The organism is Pseudomonas sp. R1-7 (assembly GCF_051132105.1).
GTDB lineage: Bacteria > Pseudomonadota > Gammaproteobacteria > Pseudomonadales > Pseudomonadaceae > Aquipseudomonas.
In genome coordinates this window covers 2,411,942-2,436,221 of the sequence record NZ_CP071661.1, presented here as the reverse complement: position 1 = coordinate 2,436,221, position 24,280 = coordinate 2,411,942, and the positions used below count along the sequence as shown (strand labels likewise).

At 62.8% G+C, this 24,280-nt stretch carries 20 protein-coding genes; 14 read left to right on the top strand and 6 right to left on the bottom strand.

What is annotated here, in order from left to right:
* Positions 1 to 23: 23 nt before the first annotated feature.
* Positions 24 to 977, top strand: a complete 954-nt coding sequence (locus J3P79_RS11050; RefSeq protein ID WP_434610415.1) for a 2-hydroxyacid dehydrogenase — start codon at positions 24 to 26, stop codon at positions 975 to 977.
* Here the strand turns inward: J3P79_RS11050 and tssA are convergent.
* The 5 genes from tssA to J3P79_RS11025 are packed head-to-tail and all read right to left on the bottom strand — an operon-like array spanning position 974 to position 8,494.
* On the bottom strand, positions 974 to 2,056 hold the full coding sequence (gene tssA, locus J3P79_RS11045) for a type VI secretion system protein TssA (RefSeq protein ID WP_434610412.1): 1,083 nt from the start codon (positions 2,054 to 2,056) through the stop codon (positions 974 to 976). The two genes, J3P79_RS11050 and tssA, sit on opposite strands and share 4 nt — an antisense overlap.
* The gene (locus tag J3P79_RS11040; protein WP_434610411.1) at positions 2,053 to 5,877 is read right to left on the bottom strand and encodes a type VI secretion system protein; all 3,825 of its coding nucleotides are present in this window, start codon (positions 5,875 to 5,877) and stop codon (positions 2,053 to 2,055) included. The genes tssA and J3P79_RS11040 overlap by 4 nt, the downstream gene beginning before the upstream one ends.
* Positions 5,874 to 6,635 carry a DotU family type IV/VI secretion system protein gene (locus J3P79_RS11035; protein ID WP_434610409.1) on the bottom strand — a complete coding sequence of 254 codons (762 nt, stop codon included), beginning with the start codon at positions 6,633 to 6,635 and terminating at the stop codon, positions 5,874 to 5,876. The genes J3P79_RS11040 and J3P79_RS11035 overlap by 4 nt, the downstream gene beginning before the upstream one ends.
* Before the next feature lie 18 nt (positions 6,636 to 6,653).
* On the bottom strand, positions 6,654 to 7,985 hold the full coding sequence (gene tssK, locus J3P79_RS11030) for a type VI secretion system baseplate subunit TssK (protein ID WP_434610407.1): 1,332 nt from the start codon (positions 7,983 to 7,985) through the stop codon (positions 6,654 to 6,656).
* A 50-nt stretch (positions 7,986 to 8,035) separates the two neighbouring features.
* The gene (locus J3P79_RS11025; RefSeq protein ID WP_434610406.1) at positions 8,036 to 8,494 is read right to left on the bottom strand and encodes a type VI secretion protein; all 459 of its coding nucleotides are present in this window, start codon (positions 8,492 to 8,494) and stop codon (positions 8,036 to 8,038) included.
* 223 nt (positions 8,495 to 8,717) lie between these two features.
* On the opposite strand from J3P79_RS11025, the gene tssB reads away from it, so the two are divergent.
* From tssB to J3P79_RS10975, 10 genes are all read left to right on the top strand, one after another.
* Positions 8,718 to 9,278: a type VI secretion system contractile sheath small subunit gene (gene tssB, locus J3P79_RS11020; protein ID WP_039591360.1), complete on the top strand. Its 561-nt coding sequence runs from the start codon at positions 8,718 to 8,720 to the stop codon at positions 9,276 to 9,278.
* A gap of 30 nt (positions 9,279 to 9,308) precedes the next feature.
* The gene (gene tssC, locus J3P79_RS11015) at positions 9,309 to 10,790 is read left to right on the top strand and encodes a type VI secretion system contractile sheath large subunit (RefSeq protein ID WP_060741946.1); all 1,482 of its coding nucleotides are present in this window, start codon (positions 9,309 to 9,311) and stop codon (positions 10,788 to 10,790) included.
* A 171-nt stretch (positions 10,791 to 10,961) separates the two neighbouring features.
* A complete protein-coding gene (locus J3P79_RS11010; RefSeq protein WP_434610403.1) occupies positions 10,962 to 11,459 on the top strand; it encodes an Hcp family type VI secretion system effector in 498 nt (165 codons plus the stop codon).
* A 12-nt stretch (positions 11,460 to 11,471) separates the two neighbouring features.
* On the top strand, positions 11,472 to 11,915 hold the full coding sequence (gene tssE, locus J3P79_RS11005) for a type VI secretion system baseplate subunit TssE (protein ID WP_434610402.1): 444 nt from the start codon (positions 11,472 to 11,474) through the stop codon (positions 11,913 to 11,915).
* Positions 11,899 to 13,689 (top strand): type VI secretion system baseplate subunit TssF, encoded by a 1,791-nt coding sequence (tssF, locus tag J3P79_RS11000; protein WP_434610400.1) that lies wholly within the window; start codon positions 11,899 to 11,901, stop codon positions 13,687 to 13,689. Before tssE ends, tssF begins: the two co-directional genes overlap by 17 nt.
* A complete protein-coding gene (tssG, locus tag J3P79_RS10995; RefSeq protein ID WP_434610397.1) occupies positions 13,653 to 14,678 on the top strand; it encodes a type VI secretion system baseplate subunit TssG in 1,026 nt (341 codons plus the stop codon). The genes tssF and tssG overlap by 37 nt, the downstream gene beginning before the upstream one ends.
* A gap of 1 nt (position 14,679) precedes the next feature.
* Positions 14,680 to 17,223, top strand: coding sequence for a type VI secretion system ATPase TssH (gene tssH, locus J3P79_RS10990; RefSeq protein ID WP_434610395.1), 2,544 nt, complete (start codon positions 14,680 to 14,682; stop codon positions 17,221 to 17,223).
* Between the two features lie 56 nt (positions 17,224 to 17,279).
* Positions 17,280 to 17,849, top strand: a complete 570-nt coding sequence (locus J3P79_RS10985) for a hypothetical protein (protein ID WP_434610393.1) — start codon at positions 17,280 to 17,282, stop codon at positions 17,847 to 17,849.
* A 34-nt stretch (positions 17,850 to 17,883) separates the two neighbouring features.
* Complete coding sequence (tssI, locus tag J3P79_RS10980) at positions 17,884 to 19,893, top strand: type VI secretion system tip protein TssI/VgrG (RefSeq protein ID WP_434610392.1); 2,010 nt, start codon at positions 17,884 to 17,886, stop codon at positions 19,891 to 19,893.
* A gap of 12 nt (positions 19,894 to 19,905) precedes the next feature.
* Positions 19,906 to 20,448, top strand: coding sequence for a toxin-antitoxin system YwqK family antitoxin (locus J3P79_RS10975; RefSeq protein WP_434610390.1), 543 nt, complete (start codon positions 19,906 to 19,908; stop codon positions 20,446 to 20,448).
* Between the two features lie 39 nt (positions 20,449 to 20,487).
* On the opposite strand, the gene J3P79_RS10970 is transcribed toward J3P79_RS10975, so the two are convergent.
* Positions 20,488 to 20,883 carry a DUF4280 domain-containing protein gene (locus J3P79_RS10970; RefSeq protein WP_025213233.1) on the bottom strand — a complete coding sequence of 132 codons (396 nt, stop codon included), beginning with the start codon at positions 20,881 to 20,883 and terminating at the stop codon, positions 20,488 to 20,490.
* A 196-nt stretch (positions 20,884 to 21,079) separates the two neighbouring features.
* Between J3P79_RS10970 and J3P79_RS10965 the strand changes: the two genes are divergently transcribed.
* The 3 genes from J3P79_RS10965 (at position 21,080) to J3P79_RS10955 (ending at position 24,276) form a co-directional block, all read left to right on the top strand.
* Positions 21,080 to 22,147 (top strand): phosphotransferase family protein, encoded by a 1,068-nt coding sequence (locus tag J3P79_RS10965; RefSeq protein WP_434610387.1) that lies wholly within the window; start codon positions 21,080 to 21,082, stop codon positions 22,145 to 22,147.
* Between the two features lie 24 nt (positions 22,148 to 22,171).
* Complete coding sequence (locus tag J3P79_RS10960; protein ID WP_003180553.1) at positions 22,172 to 22,939, top strand: SDR family oxidoreductase; 768 nt, start codon at positions 22,172 to 22,174, stop codon at positions 22,937 to 22,939.
* Positions 22,940 to 23,160: 221 nt separating this feature from the next.
* Positions 23,161 to 24,276 carry a Gfo/Idh/MocA family protein gene (locus J3P79_RS10955; protein WP_434610385.1) on the top strand — a complete coding sequence of 372 codons (1,116 nt, stop codon included), beginning with the start codon at positions 23,161 to 23,163 and terminating at the stop codon, positions 24,274 to 24,276.
* Positions 24,277 to 24,280 lie beyond the last annotated feature (4 nt).

The following is a 24,280-nucleotide window of genomic DNA, read 5'->3' as shown; positions in this document are numbered from 1 at the left end:
TAAAGCGCCCACAGGAGCCCAGCATGACCGCAACCGTTCTGGTACTGGTTGAAACCGTCAATGAATACCTGCCGATCCTGGAGCGCCAGGGCTATCACCTGGAATTGGCGCCCACGCCCGCCGAACGCAAGGCAGCGATCTTCGAACACGGCGACCGGTTCAGCGCGGTCCTGACCCGTGGCCCCTTGGGTTTGACCGCCGAAGAGATGACGGCCCTGCCCAACCTGAAGATTATCTGCGTGATCGGCGCCGGATATGAACAAGTGGACCTGCAGGCCGCACGCAACCGGGGCATCGTGGTGACCAACGGCGCAGGGGTCAACGCCTCGTCGGTGGCCGACCATGCCATGGCGTTGTTGCTGGCACTGGTGCGCGATGTGCCTCGATCCGATGCCGCCCTGCGCCGGGGCGAATGGCCGCGAAGCACGCGCCCTTCCCTCGCCGGCAAGCACTTGGGCGTGCTGGGACTTGGCGCCGTGGGCATGGCGATTGCCAAGCGCGCTGCCCTCGGCTTCGACATGAACGTCAGCTACCACAATCGCCGCGTGCGCACCGACGTACCCTACAGCTTCTGCGCCACGCCCACCGAACTGGCCCGAGTTTCAGATTTCTTGATCGTTGCGACGCCTGGCGGCCTGGATACCCGGCAACTGATCAACAAACAGACCCTCGACGCACTGGGCCCCAACGGATTTCTGGTCAACATCGCCCGCGGCAGCGTGGTCGCCACCACCGAGCTCATCTTCGCCCTTGAGCACCGGCGAATTGCCGGGGCTGCGCTGGATGTATTCGACCATGAACCCGAAGTACCCGACGCCCTCAAGCATTTGCCCAACGTCGTACTGACCCCCCACGTCGCCGGGCTGTCGCCGGAAGCGACACGCGCCATGGTGGAGTTGGTCGGAGAGAACCTGAACGCGTTCTTTTCCGGCAAGCCGGTGCTGACGCCGGTGGAACTACCCGACACGCAGCATTAAAGCACCCCGAGTAACGTCCACAGCCGTCGGGACTCGGCATCGGCACTGATCAATTCACCCAGCAACTCGCTCAGCGGCTTGTTGCCCCATTCCACACCGCGCCGGATCAGATAGGGCACGGGGCTGTGGGGTTCGGTGCGCGCCAGGTAACCGGCGATGACCAGCAGCTGTCGATAGGCCTCTTCACGATTGGCCGGCTCCTGGAAGAGCTGGGAAGGTGCCGCCGCCGGCTCGGACATCGGCGTCGCCGCCACCGGGGACGTTTGCGCGGGCACGACGGCGGGTTGCTGTGGATGCATCGCGATGAACTCCTCTACCAATGCCAACATGGCTTGCATCACGTCCTGCAAGGATTTGTAGCCCGGGGCCAGGTTGCCCAGGTACGCGTCGCTCCAGGCTTCGAGTCGTTGCAGATGCTGCAGGCTCAACATCAGGCTGCCCTGGCGATGCAACCAGAAAGACAGCGGTGTGCTGCGAATCAGTTCGCTGAGTTTCTTTTGCTCGTTGCGCGCCGCCTCCGCCGAGGCCTTGGCGTTCTTGCTGTCGTTGCCCTGCACTTGCTGGCGCTGCAGGCGTTGCCAATCGTCCAGGCTGAAACCGGCGAAAGTCGGATCGCGGCCATCCAGAAACGGCACCCGCGTCAGCAACACTTCGCTGTAGCGACGGGCCAGCCATTCCAGCGGAATCACCCGCCACGATTGATCGCCATCCTCGGCAAGGGGATGCAGGTGTTCCGGATAACGTTCGCACAGCCCCGCCACCAGCGCCAGGCTGCCCGGCAAGCCGTCCAATCCGGCCAAGTGCAGCCAGGCCTCCCCCAGCCAGGCGCTGATCATCAGATCCTTGCTGCGCTCAAGCAACAACGTGGTCGCGAGCCTTTCCAGGTCCGGCCAGAGCGCGCGCTTGATTGAAGACTGCCACACGCCGGTGGGCAGACTGGTGTCGTCCTCCCGGCGCAACTCGCGCAACTGGTCGTACTCCGTTTCGTAGCGCAGATCCTGGCCGCAAGGCGACTCGACGCTGATCGGCTCGAGCAATTGGCTGACCAATTCGGGTAACGGGGTTATCGGCAAACTCACAGGCCCTCCTCACGGGTGGCAATGGCAGGCCTCGACGCAGGCGCCAGGAAAGGCGAACGGGGCGCCTGCGTCGGCAGCGGCGGGATCGACAGCGGCAGCTTGGAACCCTGGCTCATCAACGACAGGCGCACGAACATCAAGGTCTGCTGCGCGGTGCGGGCCTGGGTCTGGGCGGTCACGGGCAGTTGCAGGGCCAGGGGAAAATCGGTGTAGTCGACGTTCGGCTGGCGCTGGGCCGACACCAGCGAACGCATCAGGCGCAACAACGACCATGGCCCCTGGTATTCCCAGCCGGCTTCGAGGTCGCGCACCACCAGGTTTGGTTGCAATGGATCGTTGGCCGGACGCTGGTAACCGTTGCGGGCCCAGCGCAAGGTCAGGCGCACGGGCTGGCCGACCCCCCAGCGCAGGTTCTGCTGGCCTTCACCGGGGTAGCTGATCTGCTGGTTACCCGCATCCAGACTCCAGGCGATGACCTGGTCGGCGCCACGCTCCTCATCGCGATCGGTACGCCAGCGCACGTCCATCTCCACGCCCAGCACACCGCTCTTGTCCCGCACGAACAGCGGCCCGAGCCATACGCCGGCCTGCTTCAAGCGATTTAGGAAATCCGCGGCCGCCAATCGCTCCGGCGTCTGGTTCAGTGTCAGCGCGGCCTGGGCCAGGGGCACGCGCGTCTCGATCAATTCCAACAGGTGCTGCACCCGTGCCGGGTCGGCATCGCTGGCCCGCAGGTCCTGGGAAAACGGAAAGCGTCCGGCAAGGTACTGATTGAAATAATTGGCCAGGTCATTCCAGGCCATCGCCGCCTGATTCTGTTGCAGGTACAGGCAACGTTGCAGAGCACTCTGCTGCAACGCGACGGTGCGCCGAGCCAGGTCACCGCGCCCGCCGGACAGGCTGGAGGTCTGCAAGATCTGCGCGCAGGACGCGGTGTCCATCGCATTGAAATCCCGACTTACCAATTGTTCCAACTGGGCAGCCGAGCTGGCCGGGTTCTGGTTCTTGTACTTGAGCAATTCGTCATTGAGGGCCATGAACCGCGCCACCTGGTCATGTTCCAGGGCGGACAGGTCGTCCTGCTGGACGATCAACCATTCCAGGGCGGGCATGCGCTGTTCGGCGATCTGCAGCATGGCGCTGAATTGCTGGTTCAGGTTCAGCTTCAGTTCCTGTGGATCGTTGGCGCCGTACAGCTGCAAGCCGAAGTTCTTCGAACCATCCCAACGCTCGATGTCGGCGCGCTGGCTGAACAACGGCTGGGCATCGATTTCGTCGAGGCCACTGTTGATCTGTGCCAACGCCCGGCGATTGAGCAAGCGCTGGAAACGTATCGCCAGGTCGCTGCGGTGCACATCCATGAAGGCTTTTTGCAGCGCAACCGCCTGGGTCGTTTGCACATTGAAGCCGGTGCCGGGCAGCGGCTGGTCATTTTCATCCAGGCTCAACCACATGGCCCGGGCCGCGGCGGTTTCGGCGGCCTGCATCAGCGCGTCGCGGTAATCCGGCGGAATCCGCGACAGCTCTTCGCTGGCGTAGCTCTTGTAGCTGGCGAAGTAATTCAGGGCGACGCTGAAATCATCACCGCCATCGCCCTGACCTATCGGATCAAGATTGCCAGTCGACGGATCCTTCTGCATCGCCAACGCCACGAAATCCCGTTTGAACAGCGCTTGTACCGCACCGTCCAGGGCCGTGACATGGTCCTGCAATATCAGCAAGCCGCTGCCCTGCTGCACCAGCAGATTGTCCCGGGAACCACTCTGGACGATCCACTGGTCGCGAAAGCTCTGCTGCAGCTTCGCCGCCTGGCTCTCCAGATCCTGTGTGATGTCCGGGCCGAGCAAAGTGCTGTGGCTGACCTTGTCCAGCATCTGGGTGTAGCCGGGCACCAGGTCCTGGCCCTTGCCCCGGCCCCAGGCGGAGTTGGTCAGGCTCACTAGCGTCTGCAAGTCATCGATCAGCGCCATCAGGTCTTCCAGCTCACTCAAGGAGTTGCCGCTGCCGGCCTCCAGCCGTTGCAGGTGCAACTTGAGATAACCGGCCTGCCGGACGAAGTTGTCCGCCAGGAAGTAATGGTCCAGCCAGCGTTGCATCAGGCCGGTGAAATTATCGGCGATGACCGGGCGCGCCGCATTCAGGTCCAGCCCTTGCAAATCGCTGTTGTGGGCGTCGAACAGGACCCGGTTGTAAAACCGTGGGCGACTCAAGGTGCCAGTGTTGAGGCCCAGGGACAACGCGGCGTTGCTCAACTGCACCAGTTCGTCCAGTGGCGCCTTGGGATCGTTCACCACTTGGCTGAACATCTGGTTGTGCTGCTCGAGGCGTGCCGCCATATCCACCAGCGCCTTGGCCTTCAGGTAGCTTTGCCACTGCGCGGGGTCGTCGTTCTCGACGTTGCCGCGCCGCTCGGTGTTGCGGATGGACTTGAGTTGCGCCAGGTCGGAATTGAGCAGGTCCCGCAACGGTAATATCCAGTGATGCCGGGCGGTCAGGCGCAAGCCATCCTCCAGCTGCGTGTCCACGGAGGAGAACCAGGATGTGGGGAAGACAACCGAGACAAAGCGCCAGCGCGGGGCTTTCTCCAAGACGTTCCAGTAGTTCTGCACGTTATGCCGGGTCGGCTCCAGTTGCGGCTGGTCCGGGTCAACGACGATGTGGTTCTTGTGGGCACTGAGCACCAACCGCGACAGTCCCTCGGCGTTTTCCACCGAATCGCGCCAGACCCAAACCATGCCGCCCAACCAGACCAGGCCCACCACCAACGCCACCGCGCCGGCCAGCCGATGCCCGCGTTGGCGCACGCGCAGCAAGCGAGGCACCGGCTGGGCAAGGCCGCGTTCGGCCATAAGACGTCGCGACCACAATTGCCGGGCGAATACCGTTTGCCGCTGGCCATTGTGATGGGCGGTCAAACTGTCGCCGCTGGTCGCCGGGGCCTGGCTGGCGGTGAAGTACACGCCGCGAAATCGCGGCGCTTCGCCTTGGGCGTTGCCCTGGAACACCGGCTCCAACAAGATCTGCAAGGCTCGTCGCAAGCCTTCGAAGCGTTCCGGCAGGCCATAGAGATCGGTGCTCAGCTGTCCCGACAGCGCGCCGATCTCGATGATCGACTGCGCCAGCGCGGCGTTGATCTCATCCAGCGCCTGGTCACTCCAGTGCGATTGCCACGCCGCATCAGACAAGTAAGGCGACGACCAACCCAGCATCGACTCTCGCGCCTTGGCAGGCAGCGCGCTGACCAGCTCCTGGAACCCGGGCAACTCTTCCATCCCGGTGATCACCACGTACACCGGCAGGCTGAGGCCAAACCGTTGCAGCAGGTCAATAAAAACCCGACGGACCTTGAGGCTCAGCTCAGTGGTTTGCTCGATGTCATCGAGCTTGCTGAACGGCACTGTCCAGATCACTCCGTCCAACGGCCGCTTGCTGCGCAGCCGCAACAGCAGGCCCAGCAGTCGCCACCAATTGCCCCGTTGCCGGTTCATGCCTTCATCGGGCAGGAACAACGCCTGGGGCACCACCAGTACGGCGCCCTCGGCATCGCAAAACCAACGCCCGAACCAGCCCGCCTTGTCCGTGGGTTGCAAACGCCATTGGCTGCACAACTGGGCACCGTCGGTTTCGTTGCCGAGCATCATCAGCCATGGCGTCTGATAGCGGTCGCGGGTGCCCTGCTCCTGCTCCATTTGGCGCACCGCCCCGTAGAAATTGCGAATCGCCGCCCCGCCCTGGGTTCGCAACCACCACACCGCTGCCGCGATCACCAGCATCACGACAATGGCGAGCAGCACCGAGGCGACGATGCTCAGGGTGTTCATGAATCCTGCTCCTGGACTGACGACTCGTTCAATTGCAACACCGGTTCGAGCTCCAGGCGGATGTCACGCCAGAAGACCTGCCCCAAGCCAGTCAGCAACAGCACCATCGCCACGATCGCCAACCCCAGGCGAAAGCCGTCCGGCAAGGATTGCTGCGCTGGCATACGCGCGGGCGTAGCCGCCGCAGACATCGCCAGGCGCTGGCTGACATCGACGTAATCGGGTTCGTGCTGCCAGGCAAAGGTGAACAACGCCACACGCCATTTTTCGTGTTGGACTTGGCCAGGCTCGCCGCGCAAGCGCCCTTGGAATCCGAGGATCAGGCATTGCAGGTAGACATTCGCCAGATCCCGAGTGCCGGGCATTTGCTCATCCAGCAGTTTCTTGATCGCGGCGGGCAAGCGCTCGCCGGCCTGACGGCTGGCGTACATGCGTGACTCGAGGGGATGCTGCTGCCACGCCAGTTGGCCGGGCCAAGCGCTGAACAGCAAGGTCTCGTCCACCAACGCCACGAAGGCGTAGACCAGCGCCTTGACCTGCTCGGAAGCGGCATCGCCGACGGTGGCGTAGGCCACCCGCCATAGGCGCTGGGCGCCGCGCCCGGAAAATTCCACGACCCGATTGATGACGATTGCCGGGTCGCTGTCCTTGGGCAGATCTTGCCACTCCTGGGACCATTTCAACCAGGCTTGACGAAACGCGCTGCTCAGCGGCGCCTCGTGCAGACTCCGGACCACCCCGCCACTTCCGTCAGGCATACGACTCCCCTTTTGCGATCAGGCACTTTCACTGGCTTGCGCCACGAACAACACCACCTGCCAAGGGCTGCTGGCCTGGGCCGAAGCCGGCGCCACGATGTGCAGCGGCAGTTGCCCATCGAACCATTGTCCACTGGCGGCCACCACGAACAGACGGGTGTCGTCACCGACGCTGTAGGCCACCTGTTCGTTGCGGCCCATGGCCTGGTGGGGCAAACCGCTCATGCGTTGGCGACTCAACAGCGCAATGTGGGGCGCCGACGCGATGATCGCCCCACGCAACCACTCGGCTGCTGCTTGCTCGCTGGCGCCGTTGGGCATGCGTAAACCGATCACCAGGCGTTGATTGGGCTGGTCGTCAGGCAATTGGATCGAGAAGACCTGCTCGTTGCGCTCGAACGCCAGGCTCCGGTAACCGGCGCGGACCAGTTCCAGGGTGTTTTCCAGCCAATCGAGCAGCGGCTCGTAGCCGCGCTGCAACTCCACAAAATCCAACGGCGCGAAAGCCGGGACGCCCGCCAGCGGATCCAGCGCCGACCAGCTCCCGGCCAGCCCGAGGAGCAAGCCGTAGAGCGCCTGGGGCGTCGCCACCCGGGTATTCAACATCCCTTCGACCTCCGGCAAGCGCGCCCACAGGGCCGTCAATTGCCGACGGATCTCCATGGCATCGTCCTGGTTGCCAGCCGCCTGGGCCTGACGCAAGCGACCGGCCAGGAACATGCACTTTTCCCTGGCCCTCGCGCACACCCCGGCCACCCGCCGACCAAGCGTCGACTCCGGCAGCAGGATCGGCGTTGGCGGCGTATACGGCACGCGCCAGAAACCGCCGCCCTCCTTGCGGATACGCAGCAATGGCAGGCAGATCGAGTCAGCCTTGCTCAGTTGCGTGCACAGCCTCGGGTTGGGGCGCCAGACCGTGATCGACTCGGGAAATTCACCGCTGGTAAGGTCTGGCAAAGCCTCGCCGACCACCGATTGCAAGCGCCCCTTGAGCGGCAGCAATTGCCCGGCACGCCACAGCGGGCTGACCGCCAGGTAGACGGTCACGGTAGCGTCTTCGGTCTTGTCGATCGCCTCGTTGACGTCCAGTTCCAAGGTTGGCCCGACACCGGCTTGCAGGTTGACCGGCAAGCCGTCCGGCAAGGTGCCTTGCAATTGCAGCAGGCGCACCTGGCCGGCACTCAGGGCCGACGGATCGACTTCCAACTGCCCGACGCCCCAGAACCAAGGGTTGCAAGCCCCGGCAAAATGCGCGGCGAGGGCCTCGGCCCGCAGCCCTTGCAACTGAAAATGCTGGGGCAGCAGTTGCATGCCCTCATGCCAGCACACCGCGTCAGGTAACAGGCTCATACGACTCCCTTCGACATCCCAAATCGCCGCGCGAGGCGGCCCGCGGTCACTCAAGGCTGCTTGTGCCGGTCGTCATTCACGAGGGTCATCTCGCGACTGTCGAACTTCAGCCAGGCCTCGTGCTGATCGTCCAGACGAAGCCGGTGGGCTCCCGGAGTGTTATAGCTGGCGAAGACCAAAAGTCCAGCGGCGCGCCGCCCCTCCAGCGGGAACGGTTGGCGGTCGATGAATTGCCCCGGGACCAGCTCCAGCCCCCACACCGACAGGAGTTGGCGATAGTCACGCTGGAACTGTTCGCGCCCGGCAAACCACTGGCTGGCGGTGATGCCCGACAGTTGCTTGAGCAGGTCCGGGTCGTTCACTGCGATGAAATCCACGGCGATCGGCGTGTCGTCGTTGGCCCGAGGCGCGACGTCCAGGGTCAGGCTGTCGAGGTCGACGCTGGGGGCGAACAACGAACAACCGGTGAGCGCCAGGCTGAAAAAAAATCCATGAAAAAACGCACGCAAAATGAATTTTCCTTTTCTCAGCGGTCAAAAATTGTTTTGCTTGCATTTTTATAGACCTGTTCTAGCGTCTTGGATAGTTCGACTCACACAGTCGAATGGACCAGGTTCGTCAAGGGAATGACAGGTTTTCTGCCGTCCACTTGCAACCTGCGGATCAGCAAGGGAATGCGATGAGCGGGACTCCCGATGCATTGCTTCCACACATGCATCGGAGTCGGCCGCCATGGCAGAAAGTACCCAGCACAAGCTCGACAGAGTCCGCCCTCCCCGCGTCCAGATCACCTACGACGTGGAAATCGGCAACGCTATCGAGAAAAAAGAATTGCCACTGGTCGTCGGCATTCTGGCCGACCTCTCGGGCAAGCCATTGGAGCCGCTGCCCAAGCTCAACGAGCGGCGCTTCACCGAGATCGATCGGGATAATTTCAACGAGGTGCTCGCCTCCATCTCCCCCCGCGCCACGCTCCAGGTGAACAACACCCTCAGCGGCGACGACAGCAAGCTCAACATCGAACTCAACTTCCGGCACATCGACGATTTCGACCCGGTCAAGGTGGTCGAGCAAGTCACGCCGCTGCGCCGCTTGTTCGAAGCGCGGCAGCGCCTGCGGGACCTGTTGACCAAGCTCGACGGCAACGACGACTTGGACAAGCTGCTGCGTGACGTGATCGCCAACACCGAAGGCCTGCAGGAGATCAAATCGGCCCGGCCCCAGGACGCGACGCCAGAGTTGCCGACCGTCGCCGCCAACGATGACCCTGCCCCGGCCGAACCACAGGCCTGATCGCGCGCCTCATTCAAGGGAGATAAAGCCATGCCTGCTTCATCCAGCGCTCAAACCAGCGAGAGCACGACCCAGACCCTGTCCCTGTTGGACAAGATCATCGCCGAAGGCCGCATGGCCCACGACGATAGCCAGCAAGACTACGCCCGCGACATGCTGGCCGAATTCGCCACGCAGGTTCTCGACGAAGGCATGGCCATCGACAAGGACACCGTGGCGATGATCAACGACCGTATCAGCCAGATCGACGAATTGATCAGCGCCCAGCTCAATGAAGTTTTGCACCATCCCGACCTGCAGAAACTCGAGGCCTCCTGGCGCGGCCTGCACCTGCTGGTGCAGAACACCGAAACCAGCACCCGGCTCAAATTACGCCTGCTCAACGTTACGCAGAAAGAACTGCAGAACGACCTGGAAAAAGCCGTCGAATTCGACCAGAGCGCCCTATTCAAGAAAATCTACGAGGAAGAATACGGCACCTTCGGCGGGCACCCGTTCAGCCTGCTGGTGGGCGACTACACCTTTGGCCGACATCCGCAGGACATCGGCCTGCTGGAAAAACTCTCGAACGTCGCTGCCGCCGCGCACGCGCCGTTCATTGCCGCCGCCAGCCCACGTTTGTTCGACATGACCAGCTTCACCGAACTGGCGATCCCCCGGGACCTGTCGAAAATCTTCGAAAGCCAGGAGCTGATCAAGTGGCGCGCCTTCCGTGAAAGCGAAGATTCGCGTTACGTGTCCCTGGTGCTGCCGCACTTCCTGCTGCGCCTGCCCTACGGCCCGGACACGTTGCCGGTGGAAGGCATCAACTACGTCGAAGACGTCAACGGCACCGACCACAGCAAATACTTGTGGGGCAACGCCGCCTGGACCCTGGCGCAACGCATCACCGAGGCCTTCGCCAAATACGGCTGGTGCGCGGCGATTCGCGGGGCCGAGGGCGGTGGCGCGGTCGAAGGCCTGCCGGCCCATACCTTCCGTACCAGCTCCGGGGACCTGTCGCTCAAATGCCCGACCGAGGTGGCGATCACCGACCGTCGCGAAAAAGAACTCAACGACCTGGGCTTCATCTCCCTGTGCCACAAGAAAAACAGCGACGTGGCGGTGTTCTTCGGTGGCCAGACCACCAACAAGGCCAAGGTCTACAACACCAACGAGGCCAATGCCAATGCACGGATCTCGGCGATGTTGCCGTATGTGCTGGCGGCTTCGCGCTTCGCCCATTACCTGAAGGTGATCATGCGCGACAAGGTCGGGAGTTTCATGACCCGTGACAACGTGCAGACCTACCTCAACAACTGGATCGCCGACTACGTGCTGATCAACGACAACGCGCCGCAGGAGATCAAGGCGCAGTACCCGTTGCGCGAAGCCCGGGTGGACGTGACTGAGGTGGCTGGCAAGCCCGGGGCCTATAAAGCCACGGTGTTTCTGCGGCCGCACTTCCAACTGGAGGAACTGACGGCCTCGATCCGCCTGGTGGCGACGCTGCCGCCGCCGGTAGCTGCCTGACCACGGCGTGGCTGTGTGGCTAAAGCACTTCTCGTGGCGAGGGAGCTTGCGCCCTCGCCACAAAAGCTCCATTGCCACAAAAGCTTTCTAGCCACAGCAAGCGCCTTGGCCACAGGTTAATTCATCGGTATTGGGCACTGCCTCATTCGTCTTCTTCAGGAGTTCCAAACAATGGACGCAATCATTCTCGACCTCGGCGGCGACATCAAGGGCGACAGCCTGCTGGAGGGTTTCACGGACAAGATCGAGGTCATGTCCTACAGCCACAACGTGGCCATGCAGGTCACCAACGACGTCAGCAACTCGGAGCGCACCTCCGGCCGCCCGCACATCGGCGAATTCACCCTGACCAAATTCATCGACAGCTCCACCCCGTCGCTCAACGAATACTGCTGCGCCGGCAAGCCAATCCCGCAAGCCATCGTCACCATCGGCCGCAACGCCGCCGAAGGCAGCGGCCAGATCATGCCGTTCATTGTCTACACCCTCACCAACGTCGTGCTGTCCAACGTCAGTGTCAGCGGCGGCACGGGTGGCAAACCGGTGGAAACCCTGTCGCTGAATTTCACCAAGATCAAATGGGAGCTCACCGCGCAGAAAGATGACGGCACCAAGGAAGGCACGGCGGGCACGACCTGGGACTTGGCCGCCAACAAAATGACCAAGTAAGGACGCCGCGCCATGGCTGGTTTCGGGCTGCGCCCGCCCCTGTTCGAACGTCTGGCCAGCCTGGCGGACGATACCGGGCGGGCATTCGATCGACAGGCGTTGCAGGATTCGGTGCATGCCGAACTGTCGCGCCTGTTCAATACCCGTCGCGGCCCACGGGCGCTGACCGAGCCACCAAGCATCCTCGACTACGGCATCGCCGACTGGACCGCGCTGCAACAGCAGCGCAGCGATGACCGGCGCCAGCTGACCCGGGAAATTCGCCAGGCCATTACCCACTTCGAACCGCGCCTGCACTTGGGCGAAGTCGAGGTCTGCCCGGTGCCCGGCCAGCCGCAACAACTGTGCATACGCCTGTTGGGCGAGCTGCGTGGCGACCCGCACCCGTGGCCCGTGGCGTTTGTGATCGAGCACGCCGGCGACGGCTTGGAGGTGCGCCATGAGCGACTCGATTGACCCGCAACTGTTGGATTATTACCAGCGCGAATTGACCTGGTTGCGCCATGCCGGAAGCCTGTTCGCCGAGCGTTACCCCAAGGTCGCCCGACGCCTGGAACTGTCTCCCGGTGAATGCCCCGACCCTCACGTCGAACGCCTCCTGGAAGGTTTCGCACTGTTGGCCGCACGCTTGCAGCGTCGGTTGGACGACGACTACGCCGAATTCAGTGATGCGCTGCTCGAACAGCTTTACCCGCTGGCCATGCGACCCTTGCCGTCTTGCGCCATCGTGCAGTTCGAGCCCGACCCAAGCAAAGGCAACTTGAACGAGGGCTATCCGCTGCCCCGCGACACGCCCTTGTTCGTCACCACGGACAAAGGCCAGAGCATTCATTTTCGCACCACCGCCGCCGTGCACCTGTGGCCACTGCAAGTCAGCGAAGCCTTGTTGCTGGGCAGTGACGAGGCCCAGGCGCTGACAGGGGTGGTCCAGGCGCGCTCGGCCTTGCGCCTGGAGCTGCGTTGCCTGGGGAAAAGCCAATGGTCGACCCTGGGCATCGACTCGCTGCGGATACACTTGGCGGCATCACCGATGATCAACGCCGGGCTGTACGATTTGCTTGGCGCACACGCCATCAAGGTCCTGGCCGGCGCGCCGGGTAGCGTGCCGGAACCGTTGGCGGGTTTGCCGCACATCGTCGGTTTCGCCAGTGACCAAGCCTTGCTTCCAGACGAAGACGGCGTGCATCCAGGCATGCGCCTGTTGGCGGAGTATTTCGCCTTTCCGGACAAATTCGGCTTTTTCGACCTGCCGCTGGCCGGCGCCAACAGCGACAGCGCTTCTTTATATCTCTACATCGTGTTCGATCGGGCGCCAACCAGCCGCCTGCCGCTCCAGGCCAGCGACATCGCCCTGGGCTGCGCTCCGGTGATCAACCTGTTTCCCCGAACTTCCGAGCCCCTGCGCCCGGACGGCACCCGCAGCGAATATCGGCTGGTGGCCGACAGTCATCGGGAAAACAGTGTGGAGATCCACAGCATCCGTGGCATCCGTGCCATGACTGGCCAGGGGGTGCGTAAAGTGCCGGCCTATTACGGCAGCCAACATGGCAGCGACGAGCCCTGTTATTGGCATGCGCGACGGGTCAGCGGCATGACCCCGAACCGACTGGGCACCGACCTGATGGTCAGCCTGGTGGATACCCGGTTCGACCCCTCGGCCGAATTCCAGAATTACAGCCTCACCGCCGAATTGCTCTGCACCAATCGCCATCTGGCCCAGAGCCTGCCGGCCGGCACGCCACTGGGTTTTGAGCGCCCGGGGCCGGTGGCCTGGGCCCGACTGCGCAATCCCCCCAGCCCGCAGAGCCTGCCACGCCTGGACGGGGAATCGCGCTGGCGGCTGGTGTCGCAATTGACCCTCAACCACCTGTCGCTGGTGGAAGGTCCCCGGGCGCTGGACGCGTTGCGTGAGATTCTCGAACTGCACAACCTGCGGGACGAGGCCAGCGCCCGTCGCCAGATCGCAGGCGTATCGGGATTGGGCTGCGAGCGCGTCATTGCCCATCTCGGCGAAGACGCCTGGCGCGGCTGGCGTAATGGTCTGGAGGTGCGCCTGCAACTGGATCCGCATCACTTCGTCGGCAGCAGTGCCGTGTTGTTGTCCGGCGTACTGGCGCAGTTCTTTTCCCTGTACGCCACCGCCAATCGCTTCGTGCGCACCGTGCTGGTCCAGTCCGACAAGGAGGTGAAGACATGGCAACCCCAAGCCGGCAAACCCCTGGCGCTCTGAACCTCAGCGAGCGACTGCGACGCGATCCGCAACGCTTCGAATGGCTCCAGGCCTTATTGCTGCTCGAACGCGAACATCCGCAGGCCGAGCCCCTGGGCAGCGGCACCGCACCGCACGCAGAGGCGTTGCGCCTACGCGGCCCCCTGACGCCACTGTTCGCTGCCAGTGAAATCGAAAGCCTGTGCCAGGAACCGGGGCTCCCGCCCACCCTGACCACACCGATCTTCGGTCTCGGAGGCCCGGACGGCCCGCTGCCCTACGCCTACCAGGAATGGCTGCAACAACGGGCGCGGGCGAAAGATCATGCCCCGGCGCAATTCCTCGACCTGTTCCAGCACCGCCTGCTCAGCCTGCTCTACAAGGTGATGCGCAAACACCGCATCGCCCTGGGGTTCACGGCCCCAGGCTCGTCCGCCGTACAGGCGCAAATGCGCGCGTTGACCGGACTGCTGCCCAAAGCCATGCAGGAACGCCAGGCCGCACCCGACTCAGCGGTGCTGGCCTGCACCGCGCTGTATGCCGATGGCCGGCGTTCCCTGGCCGGCTTTGCGGCGATTGTCCGTGAACAGTTCGGCTTGCCTGTCGAGCTGAACGCCTATGAAGGTGCCTGGCGTGAAATCCCGCCAGCCAGCCGCAGCCGCTTGCAACAGGGCGGACGCAATCTTCGCCTGGGCCGCAACGCAGTCGCCGGTACACGGGTCTGGGACGAACACGCTGGCGTGCGCCTGACGCTGGGGCCGCTAACCGCGACCCAGGCCAGCGGCTTGCTGCCTACTGGCGAAACCCATCCACTGCTCGCCAGCCTTTATGCGCTGTATTTCGGCCCTGACCTGGATTGCACCCTGGTGCTGCTGGTCCGTGGTGCCGGCCCGTTGCAACTGGGCCGCCAGGCAGCGCCACGGTTGAACTGGAACGGCGGCCTGCAACGCCAGCCGAGCCTGGCCGTGCAACGGATCGAAACCCGCCTTCGCCAGCCGGAGATCGCCTGAAATGGAACTGGCCAGCCTGATCGGACGCCTCAACCCGGACAACCGCCGAGCCTTGGAGCGGGCCGCGCAACGTTGCCTGCAACGCGGCCACCACTACGTCGAAATCGAACACCTGCTGTTGGAATTGCTCGACATCGAAGGCGGTGACTTCGCCTGCCTGTTGCCGCGCTTCGGCTTGGAGCGTGATGCGGTGGCGGCGGAAACCAACAAGGCTCTGGACCTGTTCAAATCCGGAAGCACCCGCACGCCCGCCCTGTCGGCGCAAACCATCGGCCTGCTGGAAGACGCCGTGGTCCAGGCCAGCGTGCTGGGCCTGGACAGCATCCGCTCCGGGCTGTTACTGCTGGCACTGCTTGACCGGGACGAACGTCGCAGCCTGTTGCTCAACAGCACCTCGTCGTTGCTGCGCATTCCCCGCGATGCCCTGCGCGCCCACCTGTTGGAATGGACTGAAAGCTCCCGCGAGCATGTCGGCGGCGTGCGCCCGGCCAAACCCGGCGAAGCACCACAGAAACAGGACCCGGTGCTCGATCAGTACACCCAGGACCTGACCGCCGACGCCCGCAACGGTCGCATCGACCCCATCGTCGGCCGCGACGGCGAGATCCGCCAGTGCATCGACATTCTCCTCAGGCGCCGGCAAAACAACCCGATCCTGGTGGGCGCGCCGGGCGTCGGCAAGACTGCCGTAGTGGAAGGCCTCGCCCTGCGCATCGCGGCCGGGGATGTGCCGCCGTCGTTGCAGGAAGTCACGCTGCGGGTCCTCGACCTCGGCCTGTTGCAAGCCGGCGCGGGCGTCAAGGGCGAGTTCGAACAACGCCTCAAGGGCGTGATCGACGCGGTACGTAGCGCGGAAAAACCGATCATCCTGTTCATCGACGAAGCCCACACGCTGATCGGCGCTGGCGGAGCCGAGGGTGGCAGCGACGCGGCCAATTTGCTCAAGCCGGCCTTGGCCCGGGGCGAATTGCGTACCCTGGCTGCCACCACCTGGCTCGAGTACAAGAAATACTTCGAGAAAGACCCGGCCCTGGCCCGGCGCTTCCAACTGGTCCAAGTGGAAGAACCGGACGAACTCACCGCCGTGGAAATGCTCCGCGGCGTGGCGAGCAAACTGGAGCAGCACCACGGCGTGCAGGTGCTGGATGCCGCCATTCACGAGGCGGTGAAACTCTCCCACCGCTATATTTCCGGTCGCCAATTGCCGGACAAAGCCATCAGCGTGCTCGACACCGCCTGCGCCCGGGTCGCCCTTGGCCAACATGACGTGCCGCCGCCGCTGGAAAGCCTGCGCCATCGACAGAACAGCCTCAAGGATGAAGTCGAACGCCTGCGCAGGGAACAGGCCACCGGTCTGGATCATCGCGAGCGCATCACCTTGCTGGAAAGTGAATCGACCAGCAACGTGCAGGCCATCCGCGAGCTGGAAACTCGCTGGGACGAAGAGCGCGAAGCCGTGCGCGAACTGCTCGACACCCGCCGCGAGCTGCTCGCCCTGAGTGAACGCGCCGACAGCGAAAAAGCCGACACCGAGATCGACAACCGCATCGACCATCTGGCCGCCGAACTGTTGCGCCTGGAAGCCGGCCTGGATGCCATTCGCCAGGACGATCCGCTGGTGCCCGAACAGGTGGACAGCAAGACCGTCGCCGCGGTGATCGCGGGTTGGACCGGCATCCCGGTCGGCAAGATGCTCGCCGACGAAGCCCACGCCGTGCGTACCCTCGGCCAACGCATGGGCCAGCGGGTCATGGGCCAAAGCACCGCGCTGAATACCATCGCCCAACGCCTGCAAGCCTACCGCGCAGGCCTCACCGACCCACAGAAACCGGTCGGCGTGTTTTTGTTGGTGGGCCCAACCGGCGTGGGCAAGACCGAAACCGCCTACGCCCTGGCCGACGCCTTGTACGGCGGCGAACGCAACCTGATCAGCATCAACCTCTCGGAGTACCAGGAAGCCCACACCGTCAGCCAACTCAAAGGCGCCCCACCCGGCTACGTCGGCTATGGCAGCGGCGGCGTGCTCACCGAAGCAGTGCGGCGCAAACCCTATTCCGTGGTGTTGCTGGATGAAATCGAAAAGGCCCACCCGGACGTGCTCGAAGCCTTCTACAACGTCTTCGACAAAGGCCTGATGGAAGACGGCACCGGCCTGGTGGTGGACTTCAAGAACACCGTGATGCTCGCCACCAGCAACGTCGGCGCCGAACTGCTTTTGGACACGCCAGTGGCGCAACTGGGCAGCGACGCCTTCAACGAAGCCTTGCACAAGGTGCTGCTGCAAGCGTTCCGCCCGGCGTTTTTAGCGCGCATGACGGTGGTGGCGTACCGGCCGCTGGATGAAGCGACGCTGGAAGGGATCGTGCTGGCGAAGCTGGAGAAATTGCGCGGGCGCTACAAGGCCGCGACGGGCAAGCAGTTCGAGTTCGACGCCGGAATCGTCAAGGCGGTATTGGCCAAGTGCAGCGCCGCCGGGGCGCGGGATGTCGAGAACGTGCTGATGACGCAGGTGACGGGGAAGTTGGCGGAGTGGGTGTTGGAGTAACACCTCCAGGCCGACCGAATTTCGTAGCAGTTTCTTACTCAACGGAGACATGCATCATGACGGAAAGCGACTTTTTAAATGTGGTATTGCAGGCAGCCGGCGTCCACCCGCAAGATTTTTCCGGCACACCGAGCCAGTTCAATAAAAGCTGGACTTCGAACGGTCCGTGGGAAGGCGCCGCCCAAGTTGAAATTGCCTACCACCTTCTACGTGGCTACGCGATCGCTGCCAAGGTCAGGGAGATCAGCTACCCCTGGCCTTACAGCGCCGAGAAGGTCGATTTCTACTTCGTTCTCCAAGGAAAGACTTATGCGGTGGAAATCAAAGTAGAGAGCACAAACGGAGATTTCGGCGGCGCTAACCTGCAGGAATCAATCACCCGGGATGTCAATAAGCTCCACGGGTTCAAGGCCGACAATCGCTGGGTCGTGGTCATCGCTACCAGTCAGAAAAATCGTGAGTTGCTGGATAAGACCCTGAACCGCGGTGATTCATGGGTCTGCGATGCCGAGGGGTCTTTCACCGCTTATCTCTGCAATATAGACACATATCCTCACGGCCTTCCTATCAGTCGATCAAGCCAATTAAGCGCACCGTACAACTTCATCACCACCCATTACAGCTGACGCGTGCGTTTTCTCGACGTCGTGAGGCCTTTCAATGCCCCGCACCACCGACAGCAACACCACCCTCTCCCTCACCGCCACCTCGCTGTCGGCGCTGTACCCCGCCTCACTGTCCGGCGAAGAACGCCTCAACGCGCTGGGCTCGCACATTCTCAACGGCATCAACGACGGTGCCTCGCTGGACCTCACCACGGCCGTCGCCAGCCATGTGACCACCACCTTGCACAAGGACGCCATGCTGCGCCCGCTTGATGGGTTGGTGGCCGAGATTCGCCAACTGCCAGCCGATGCCACCGCCGAGCATTATCAGCTTTTGCTCCGGCCCTGGCTCTGGTGGCTGAGCCTTGCCAGCAACAACCGGGTGTTCCAGAACCTCGCCACCTCGGACATCGTCACCACGATTTTCAAGGCCCACGGTTTCAGCGATTTCCAGCTCAAGCTCAGCGGCAGCTACACCCCGCGCGAATACTGTGTGCAATACGGCGAAACCGACCTGGCCTTCGTGTCGCGCCTGTTGGAAGAGGACGGGATTTTCTGGTTCTTCGGCCATGAAGACGGTCAGCACACGCTGATACTGGCCGACAGCAACGACGCCTTCGAACCCATCCCCAATGGGCCGACGGTGAATTATCTCGGGCAGAAGCTGGGGGAGCGAGAACTGCACGGTATCCGCGCAGGCCAAGTGTGTCTGCAAGCGGTGGCCGGGGTTTACCAGGCCACCGATTATGAGTTCACCACGCCGACGACATCGCTCTTCAGCCAGGCTGAAGCCGTGGCCGGGCCGAACTCGATGTACGAACATCCGGGCAGCTATACCGCCAAGACCCGGGGCGATGCGTTGACCAAACAGCGGGTGGACGGCCTGCGCAGCCAAGAGAAACGCTTCGTTGGCGAAAGCGACTGCCGCTGGTTGGTGCCGGGCTACTGGTTCACTCTCGCCGGGCATGAAGACACGACGCTGAATATTGATTGGGTGGTGACGGCGGTCAGCCATGAGGCCAGCCACGACAGCTACCGCAACCGCTTCGAAGCGATCCCCAAGGCCACCGCCTACCGACCGGCTCGCATCACGCCCAAACCACGCATGCATACCCAGACGGCACTGGTGGTGGGCAAGGCCGGCGAGGAGATCTGGACCGATGAATACGGCCGGATCAAGTTGCAGTTCCCCTGGGACCGCACCGGCAAGAACGACGAGACTTCTTCCTGCTGGGTGCGCGTGGTCTTGCCCTGGAGCGGCAAGGGCTTTGGCATGCAGTTCGTGCCGCGCATCGGCCAGGAAGTCATCGTCACCTTCATCGACGGCGACCCGGATCGGCCCTTGGTCACCGGTTGCGTCTACAACGGCGACAATCCCCCGCCCTACGCGCTGCCAGCGAACCAGACCCAGTCCGGAATCAAGACCAACTCGTCCAAGGGCGGTGGCGGTTTCAACGAGTTGCGCTTCGAAGACAAGAAAGACGCGGAAGAGGTGTTTCTCCAGGCACAAAAGGACTTCAACATCAACGTGCTCAACGACACCGCCGCCACCGTCGGCCACGATGAAACCCTCACGGTGCAGAACGCCCGCACCCGCACGGTGAAGGATGGCGACGAAACCGTCACCCTGGAGAAAGGCAAGCGCAGCGTGACCATCCAGACCGGCAGCGACAGCCTCGATGTGAAAGACACCCGCACCGTGACCGTGGGCTCGGACCAGACCCACAGCACCGGCGGCAACTACGATCACAAGGTCACCGGCAACTACAGCCTGACGGTGGACGGCAACCTGACCATCAAGGTCAGTGGCACCCTGACCCTGCAAAGCGGCGACAGCTTCGCCGTCAAGAGCGGCACGGACCTGGCCGTCCAGGCCAGCACGTCCATCAGCCAGAAAGCCGGCACGGCCCTGAGCAACCAGGCCGGGACCTCCTTGGAAAACAAGGCCGGCACCACCCTGACCAACGACGCCGGCATCAGTTTGGTAAACAAGGCCGCCGCCGAACAGACCGTTGACGGCGGCGGCATGCTGACCATCAAGGGCGGCCTGGTGAAGGTCAACTGAGGAAGCGCGGCCATGGCCTCGAAAAAACTGGACGTCGAGCGTGGTGACAGTCAACTGAAGGGGCAACTGGTCGATGGCAAGCTCGACGGCCCGTTGCAGATTGAAGAAGCACAGCGCCCGCAAGCGACACTCAACTACAGCCAGGGTGAGCTGCAAGGCACCAGCACTTTGTATCATCCCAATGGCAAGGTTTCGGCGGTGTTGCCGTTCGTGAAAGGCAAACTACAAGGCATGGCGAGTTTCTATGCGGCTGAGGGCGGTTTGCAACGCCAGGCCACGTACCGCCGCGGGCTATTGCACGGTGAGGCAAACAATTACTTTCCCGATGGGCAACTGGCCGAAGCCGAGTTTTATCGCGACGGCGTGCGTGACGGTCATTATCGTCGCCTGCACCCCAACGGCAGCCCGGCAGTCGAAGCCCGTTACCTCAACGGTCAACTGCTGGAACCGGCCCAGGCCTATGCCCAGGACGGCCGTCCACTGGACGCCGAGGGCAAGCCGATCTCCCGGGTGCGCTGGTGGTTCCGGCGTTGGAATGATCCGGCGCAGGCCTGAGTTTTCTACCTCCCACAGGAGTCATCCCTTTTCGCGCCATCAGGGAATCAACATCTGCACCTGCCCCGGCACGACGATCTTGATCACCCCGGCCCAGGTACACATCAACGTGCTGTTGGCGTCGATGGCCGGCATGTTGCCGAGCAACAGGGTCGGAGCGCCGCCGGGAATCCACGGGGTCGCGGTGGCCGGAATGCACGGCATGGGGGTCAGCACGCCCAACGCCGCCGCAGTGGCCGCGGCCACGGTCGGATTCGCCAGGCTCTGGCACATGCCGAACGTGGTGATATTCACCAAGGGAATATGATCCATGATATTTGCCGCCGGCATCCCGCCGGTCAGCAAGCGATTGACCGGTAATACGTTGAGCACCGCCGGTGCCGCGCCGAAACTGCATTGCAGGGTCGCGGTGCCACAGACTTGCGGACATCCCATCGCGATTGCTCCTTGGAAGCGACAGTCTCCAAACCTTAGCTCGCCGCCGCACGATACGCACGGCGCCATGCATCAAGGCCGCTGATTATCCAGCAACACGCTAACCTATAAGACCCCGGCGTGCTTGTGACGCCCCCCACGCGCCATTAGATTAGCCAATGATCGATGGCCTCCAAAATAAGCAGAAGGGATAAGCATGGCAGTTACTGATCAGTCCACCCGCGTGCGCGACGGTGAAGAACTCGATGCCAACCTGATCGACCCGTACCTCAAGGCCCATATTCCTGGCTTGACCGGCGCGCCGGTGATCAGCCAGTTTCCCGGTGGCGCGTCAAACCTGACGTACCTGCTGGAATACCCCGAGCAGGAGTTTGTCCTGCGGCGGCCGCCGTTCGGCCACAAGGCCAAGTCAGCCCACGACATGGGCCGTGAGTTCCGCATCCTCAATCAGTTGCGCGAAGGTTTCCCGTACTGCCCGAAAGCCTATGTGCACTGCACTGATGAGTCGGTGATGGGCGCCGAGTTCTATGTGATGGAACGGGTCAAGGGCATTATCCTTCGCGCCGAGCTGCCGCCGGAACTGGGTTTCGACGCCGCCCGCACCGAAGCACTGTGCAAAAGCTTCATCGACCGGCTCGTCGAGCTGCACCGCGTCGACTACAACGCCTGCGGCCTGGCCGACCTGGGCAAGCCCGAAGGCTACGTGGCCCGGCAGATCCGTGGCTGGAGCGACCGCTACGAAAAAGCCCTGACCCCCGATGCGCCCAAGTGGGAGGCGGTCAAGGCCTGGCTCAACGACAAGATGCCCGCCGATCATCCGACATCGAGCATCGTCCACAACGACTACCGCTTCGACAACGTCATCCTCGACCCGGACAACCCGATGCAGATCATCGGTGTGCTGGATTGGGAACTGACCACCCTCGGCGACCCGTTGATGGACCTGGGCAACAGCCTCGCCTACTGGATCGAGGCCGGTGATCCGGCGCCGGTGCAACTGTTGCGCCGCCAGCCAAGCCATGCGCCGGGCATGCTGACCCGCCGTGAGTTCGTTGACTACTATGCCGAACGCGCCGGAATCCGCATCGACAACTTCGACTTCTACTACACCTATGGCCTGTTCCGCCTGGCCGGTATCGTCCAGCAGATCTACTACCGCTTTTTCCATGGCCAGACCCAGGACAAACGCTTCGCGCAGTTCGTTCAGATGAACAAATTGCTGGAGCAGATGAGCCTGCAGGTCATCAGTAAATCCACGCTCTGAGCGCACCTATAACAAGGAAACAGCATGTCCAAGACCCAGTTGTTCGACCTCGACGGTAAGATCGCTTTCGTTTCCGGCGCCAGCCGTGGCATCGGCGAAGCCATCGCCAAGCTGCTGGCCCAGCAAGGCGCCCATGTGATCGTTTCCAGTCGCAAGCTCGACGGTTGCCAGCACGTGGCCGACGCGATCATCGCTGCGGGCGGCAAGGCCACCGCCATCGCCTGCCACATTGGCGAAATGGAGCAGATCAGCCAAGTGTTCGCCGGTATCCGCGAACAGTTCGGGCGCCTGGACATCCTGGTGAACAACGCCGCCACCAACCCGCAGTTCTGCAACGTGCTGGACACCGACCTGGGCGCATTCCAGAAAACCGTCGACGTAAACATCCGCGGCTACTTTTTCATGTCGGTGGAAGCCGGCAAGCTGATGCGTGAAAACGGTGGCGGCAGCATCATCAACGTCGCGTCGATCAACGGCATCTCGCCGGGGATTTTCCAAGGCATCTACTCGGTGACCAAGGCCGCGGTGATTAACATGACCAAGGTCTTCGCCAAGGAATGCGCGCAGTTCGGCATCCGTTGCAACGCCCTGCTGCCAGGCCTGACCGACACCAAGTTCGCCTCGGCCCTGGTCAAGAACGACGCCATCCTGAAGACCGCCCTGGCGCAGATCCCCCTCAAGCGCGTGGCCGACCCGAGCGAAATGGCCGGGGCGGTGTTGTACCTGGCCAGCGATGCGTCGAGCTACACCACGGGCGTCGCGTTGAATGTGGATGGTGGGTTCCTGTCCTGACAGTGAGCCCTGTGAAAGCCCCTGTGGGAGCGAGCTTGCTCGCGATAGCATTTCATCAGTCATATAAGTACTGACTGACCCACCGCTATCGCGAGCAAGCTCGCTTCCACAGTGGATCTTCAGCGACAGCAGAAATGAATATTTATTCCAACATTTGCAATTAAAGAATATTTATTCCATAAAGAGCCCTTCTGAAAATAAAAATTCAAAGGGCTCTTCTCATGCGTGAACTCGGCATCGGTCTGATTGGCACCGGCTTCATGGGCCGTGCCCATGCCTTGGCGTTCCACAATGCCAAGGCGGTGTTCAACCTTCCCCTCAACCTCTCACTCGCGGCCCTGGCCGACGCTGAGCCACAGCGTGCCAGCCAGTGCGCCCAGAGCTGGGGATTCGAAACAGCCCACAGTGACTGGCAGCGGCTGATCGACGACCCGAAGGTTCACCTGGTCGCCATCACCACTCCTAACCATTTGCACTTCCCGATGGCCATGGCCGCGCTGGCGGCGGGCAAACCGGTGTATTGCGAAAAGCCCCTGGCGGTCTCCCTGGAGCAGGCCGAGCAGATGCGCCAGGCAGCCAAGGCTGCCGGCGTGGTGACACGGGTCGGCTACAACTACCAGCACAACCCGATCATCCAATTGGTGCGGGACATGATCCAACGCGGGGAACTGGGGCGGATCATCAGTTTCCAGGGGGAGTTCAGCGAAGATTTCATGGCCGACCCGACCTTGCCCTGGTCGTGGCGTTGCGAAGCGACCCACGCCGGTGGCGCGCTGGCGGACCTGGGCAGCCATTTGCTGGCGATGGCCCGGTATTTATTAGGGGACATCGACGCCGTGTGCGCCGACAGCCAGACCGTGCACAACCAACGCCCCACCAGCGCCGGCAATGCTGAACCACGATCTATTGCGGTGGATGACCAAGTCCACGCGCTGCTGTGTTTCGCCAATGGCGCCCGGGGCACGGTGAGCAGCACTTGGCTCAAGCATGGCTATAAGAATCACCTGAGTTTCGAGATCAGCGGCACCCTCGGCACCCTGGGCTTCGATCAGGAACGGTTGAACGAACTGCGGATCTGCCGCGTCGGCCAGGCAGGTTTCCAGCGCTTGTTGGCCGGCCCGGACTTACCCGGCTATGCCGCCTTCAGCCCGGCCGCCGGGCATCAGTTGGGGTACAACGAATTGAAGACGTTGGAGGTGCACGAGTTGATCCTGGCGCTGGCAGGCGAAAGTGGCCGCGGGACGGATTTCGAGGAGGCTTGGGAAGTGGAGCGGCTGGCGGCGGCGATTCGCCTGGCGGCACGGGAACAGCGTTGGGTGCGAGTGCAGGAGCACTGAAACC

What these genes read in the sequence shown, in the direction of transcription:
- J3P79_RS10960 (WP_003180553.1), top strand. Translation starts at nt 22,172, where the DNA reads ATGTCCAAGACCCAGTTGTTCGACCTCGACGGTAAGATCGCTTTCGTT.
- tssE (WP_434610402.1), top strand. Translation starts at nt 11,472, where the DNA reads ATGGCTGGTTTCGGGCTGCGCCCGCCCCTGTTCGAACGTCTGGCCAGC.
- J3P79_RS11010 (WP_434610403.1), top strand. Translation starts at nt 10,962, where the DNA reads ATGGACGCAATCATTCTCGACCTCGGCGGCGACATCAAGGGCGACAGC.
- tssG (WP_434610397.1), top strand. Translation starts at nt 13,653, where the DNA reads ATGGCAACCCCAAGCCGGCAAACCCCTGGCGCTCTGAACCTCAGCGAG.
- tssI (WP_434610392.1), top strand. Translation starts at nt 17,884, where the DNA reads ATGCCCCGCACCACCGACAGCAACACCACCCTCTCCCTCACCGCCACC.
- J3P79_RS10975 (WP_434610390.1), top strand. Translation starts at nt 19,906, where the DNA reads ATGGCCTCGAAAAAACTGGACGTCGAGCGTGGTGACAGTCAACTGAAG.
- J3P79_RS10955 (WP_434610385.1), top strand. Translation starts at nt 23,161, where the DNA reads ATGCGTGAACTCGGCATCGGTCTGATTGGCACCGGCTTCATGGGCCGT.
- tssH (WP_434610395.1), top strand. Translation starts at nt 14,680, where the DNA reads ATGGAACTGGCCAGCCTGATCGGACGCCTCAACCCGGACAACCGCCGA.
- tssK (WP_434610407.1), bottom strand. Translation starts at nt 7,985, where the DNA reads ATGAGCCTGTTACCTGACGCGGTGTGCTGGCATGAGGGCATGCAACTG.
- J3P79_RS11035 (WP_434610409.1), bottom strand. Translation starts at nt 6,635, where the DNA reads ATGCCTGACGGAAGTGGCGGGGTGGTCCGGAGTCTGCACGAGGCGCCG.
- tssB (WP_039591360.1), top strand. Translation starts at nt 8,718, where the DNA reads ATGGCAGAAAGTACCCAGCACAAGCTCGACAGAGTCCGCCCTCCCCGC.
- J3P79_RS11040 (WP_434610411.1), bottom strand. Translation starts at nt 5,877, where the DNA reads ATGAACACCCTGAGCATCGTCGCCTCGGTGCTGCTCGCCATTGTCGTG.
- tssF (WP_434610400.1), top strand. Translation starts at nt 11,899, where the DNA reads ATGAGCGACTCGATTGACCCGCAACTGTTGGATTATTACCAGCGCGAA.
- J3P79_RS10965 (WP_434610387.1), top strand. Translation starts at nt 21,080, where the DNA reads ATGGCAGTTACTGATCAGTCCACCCGCGTGCGCGACGGTGAAGAACTC.
- tssC (WP_060741946.1), top strand. Translation starts at nt 9,309, where the DNA reads ATGCCTGCTTCATCCAGCGCTCAAACCAGCGAGAGCACGACCCAGACC.
- J3P79_RS11050 (WP_434610415.1), top strand. Translation starts at nt 24, where the DNA reads ATGACCGCAACCGTTCTGGTACTGGTTGAAACCGTCAATGAATACCTG.
- J3P79_RS10985 (WP_434610393.1), top strand. Translation starts at nt 17,280, where the DNA reads ATGACGGAAAGCGACTTTTTAAATGTGGTATTGCAGGCAGCCGGCGTC.
- J3P79_RS10970 (WP_025213233.1), bottom strand. Translation starts at nt 20,883, where the DNA reads ATGGGATGTCCGCAAGTCTGTGGCACCGCGACCCTGCAATGCAGTTTC.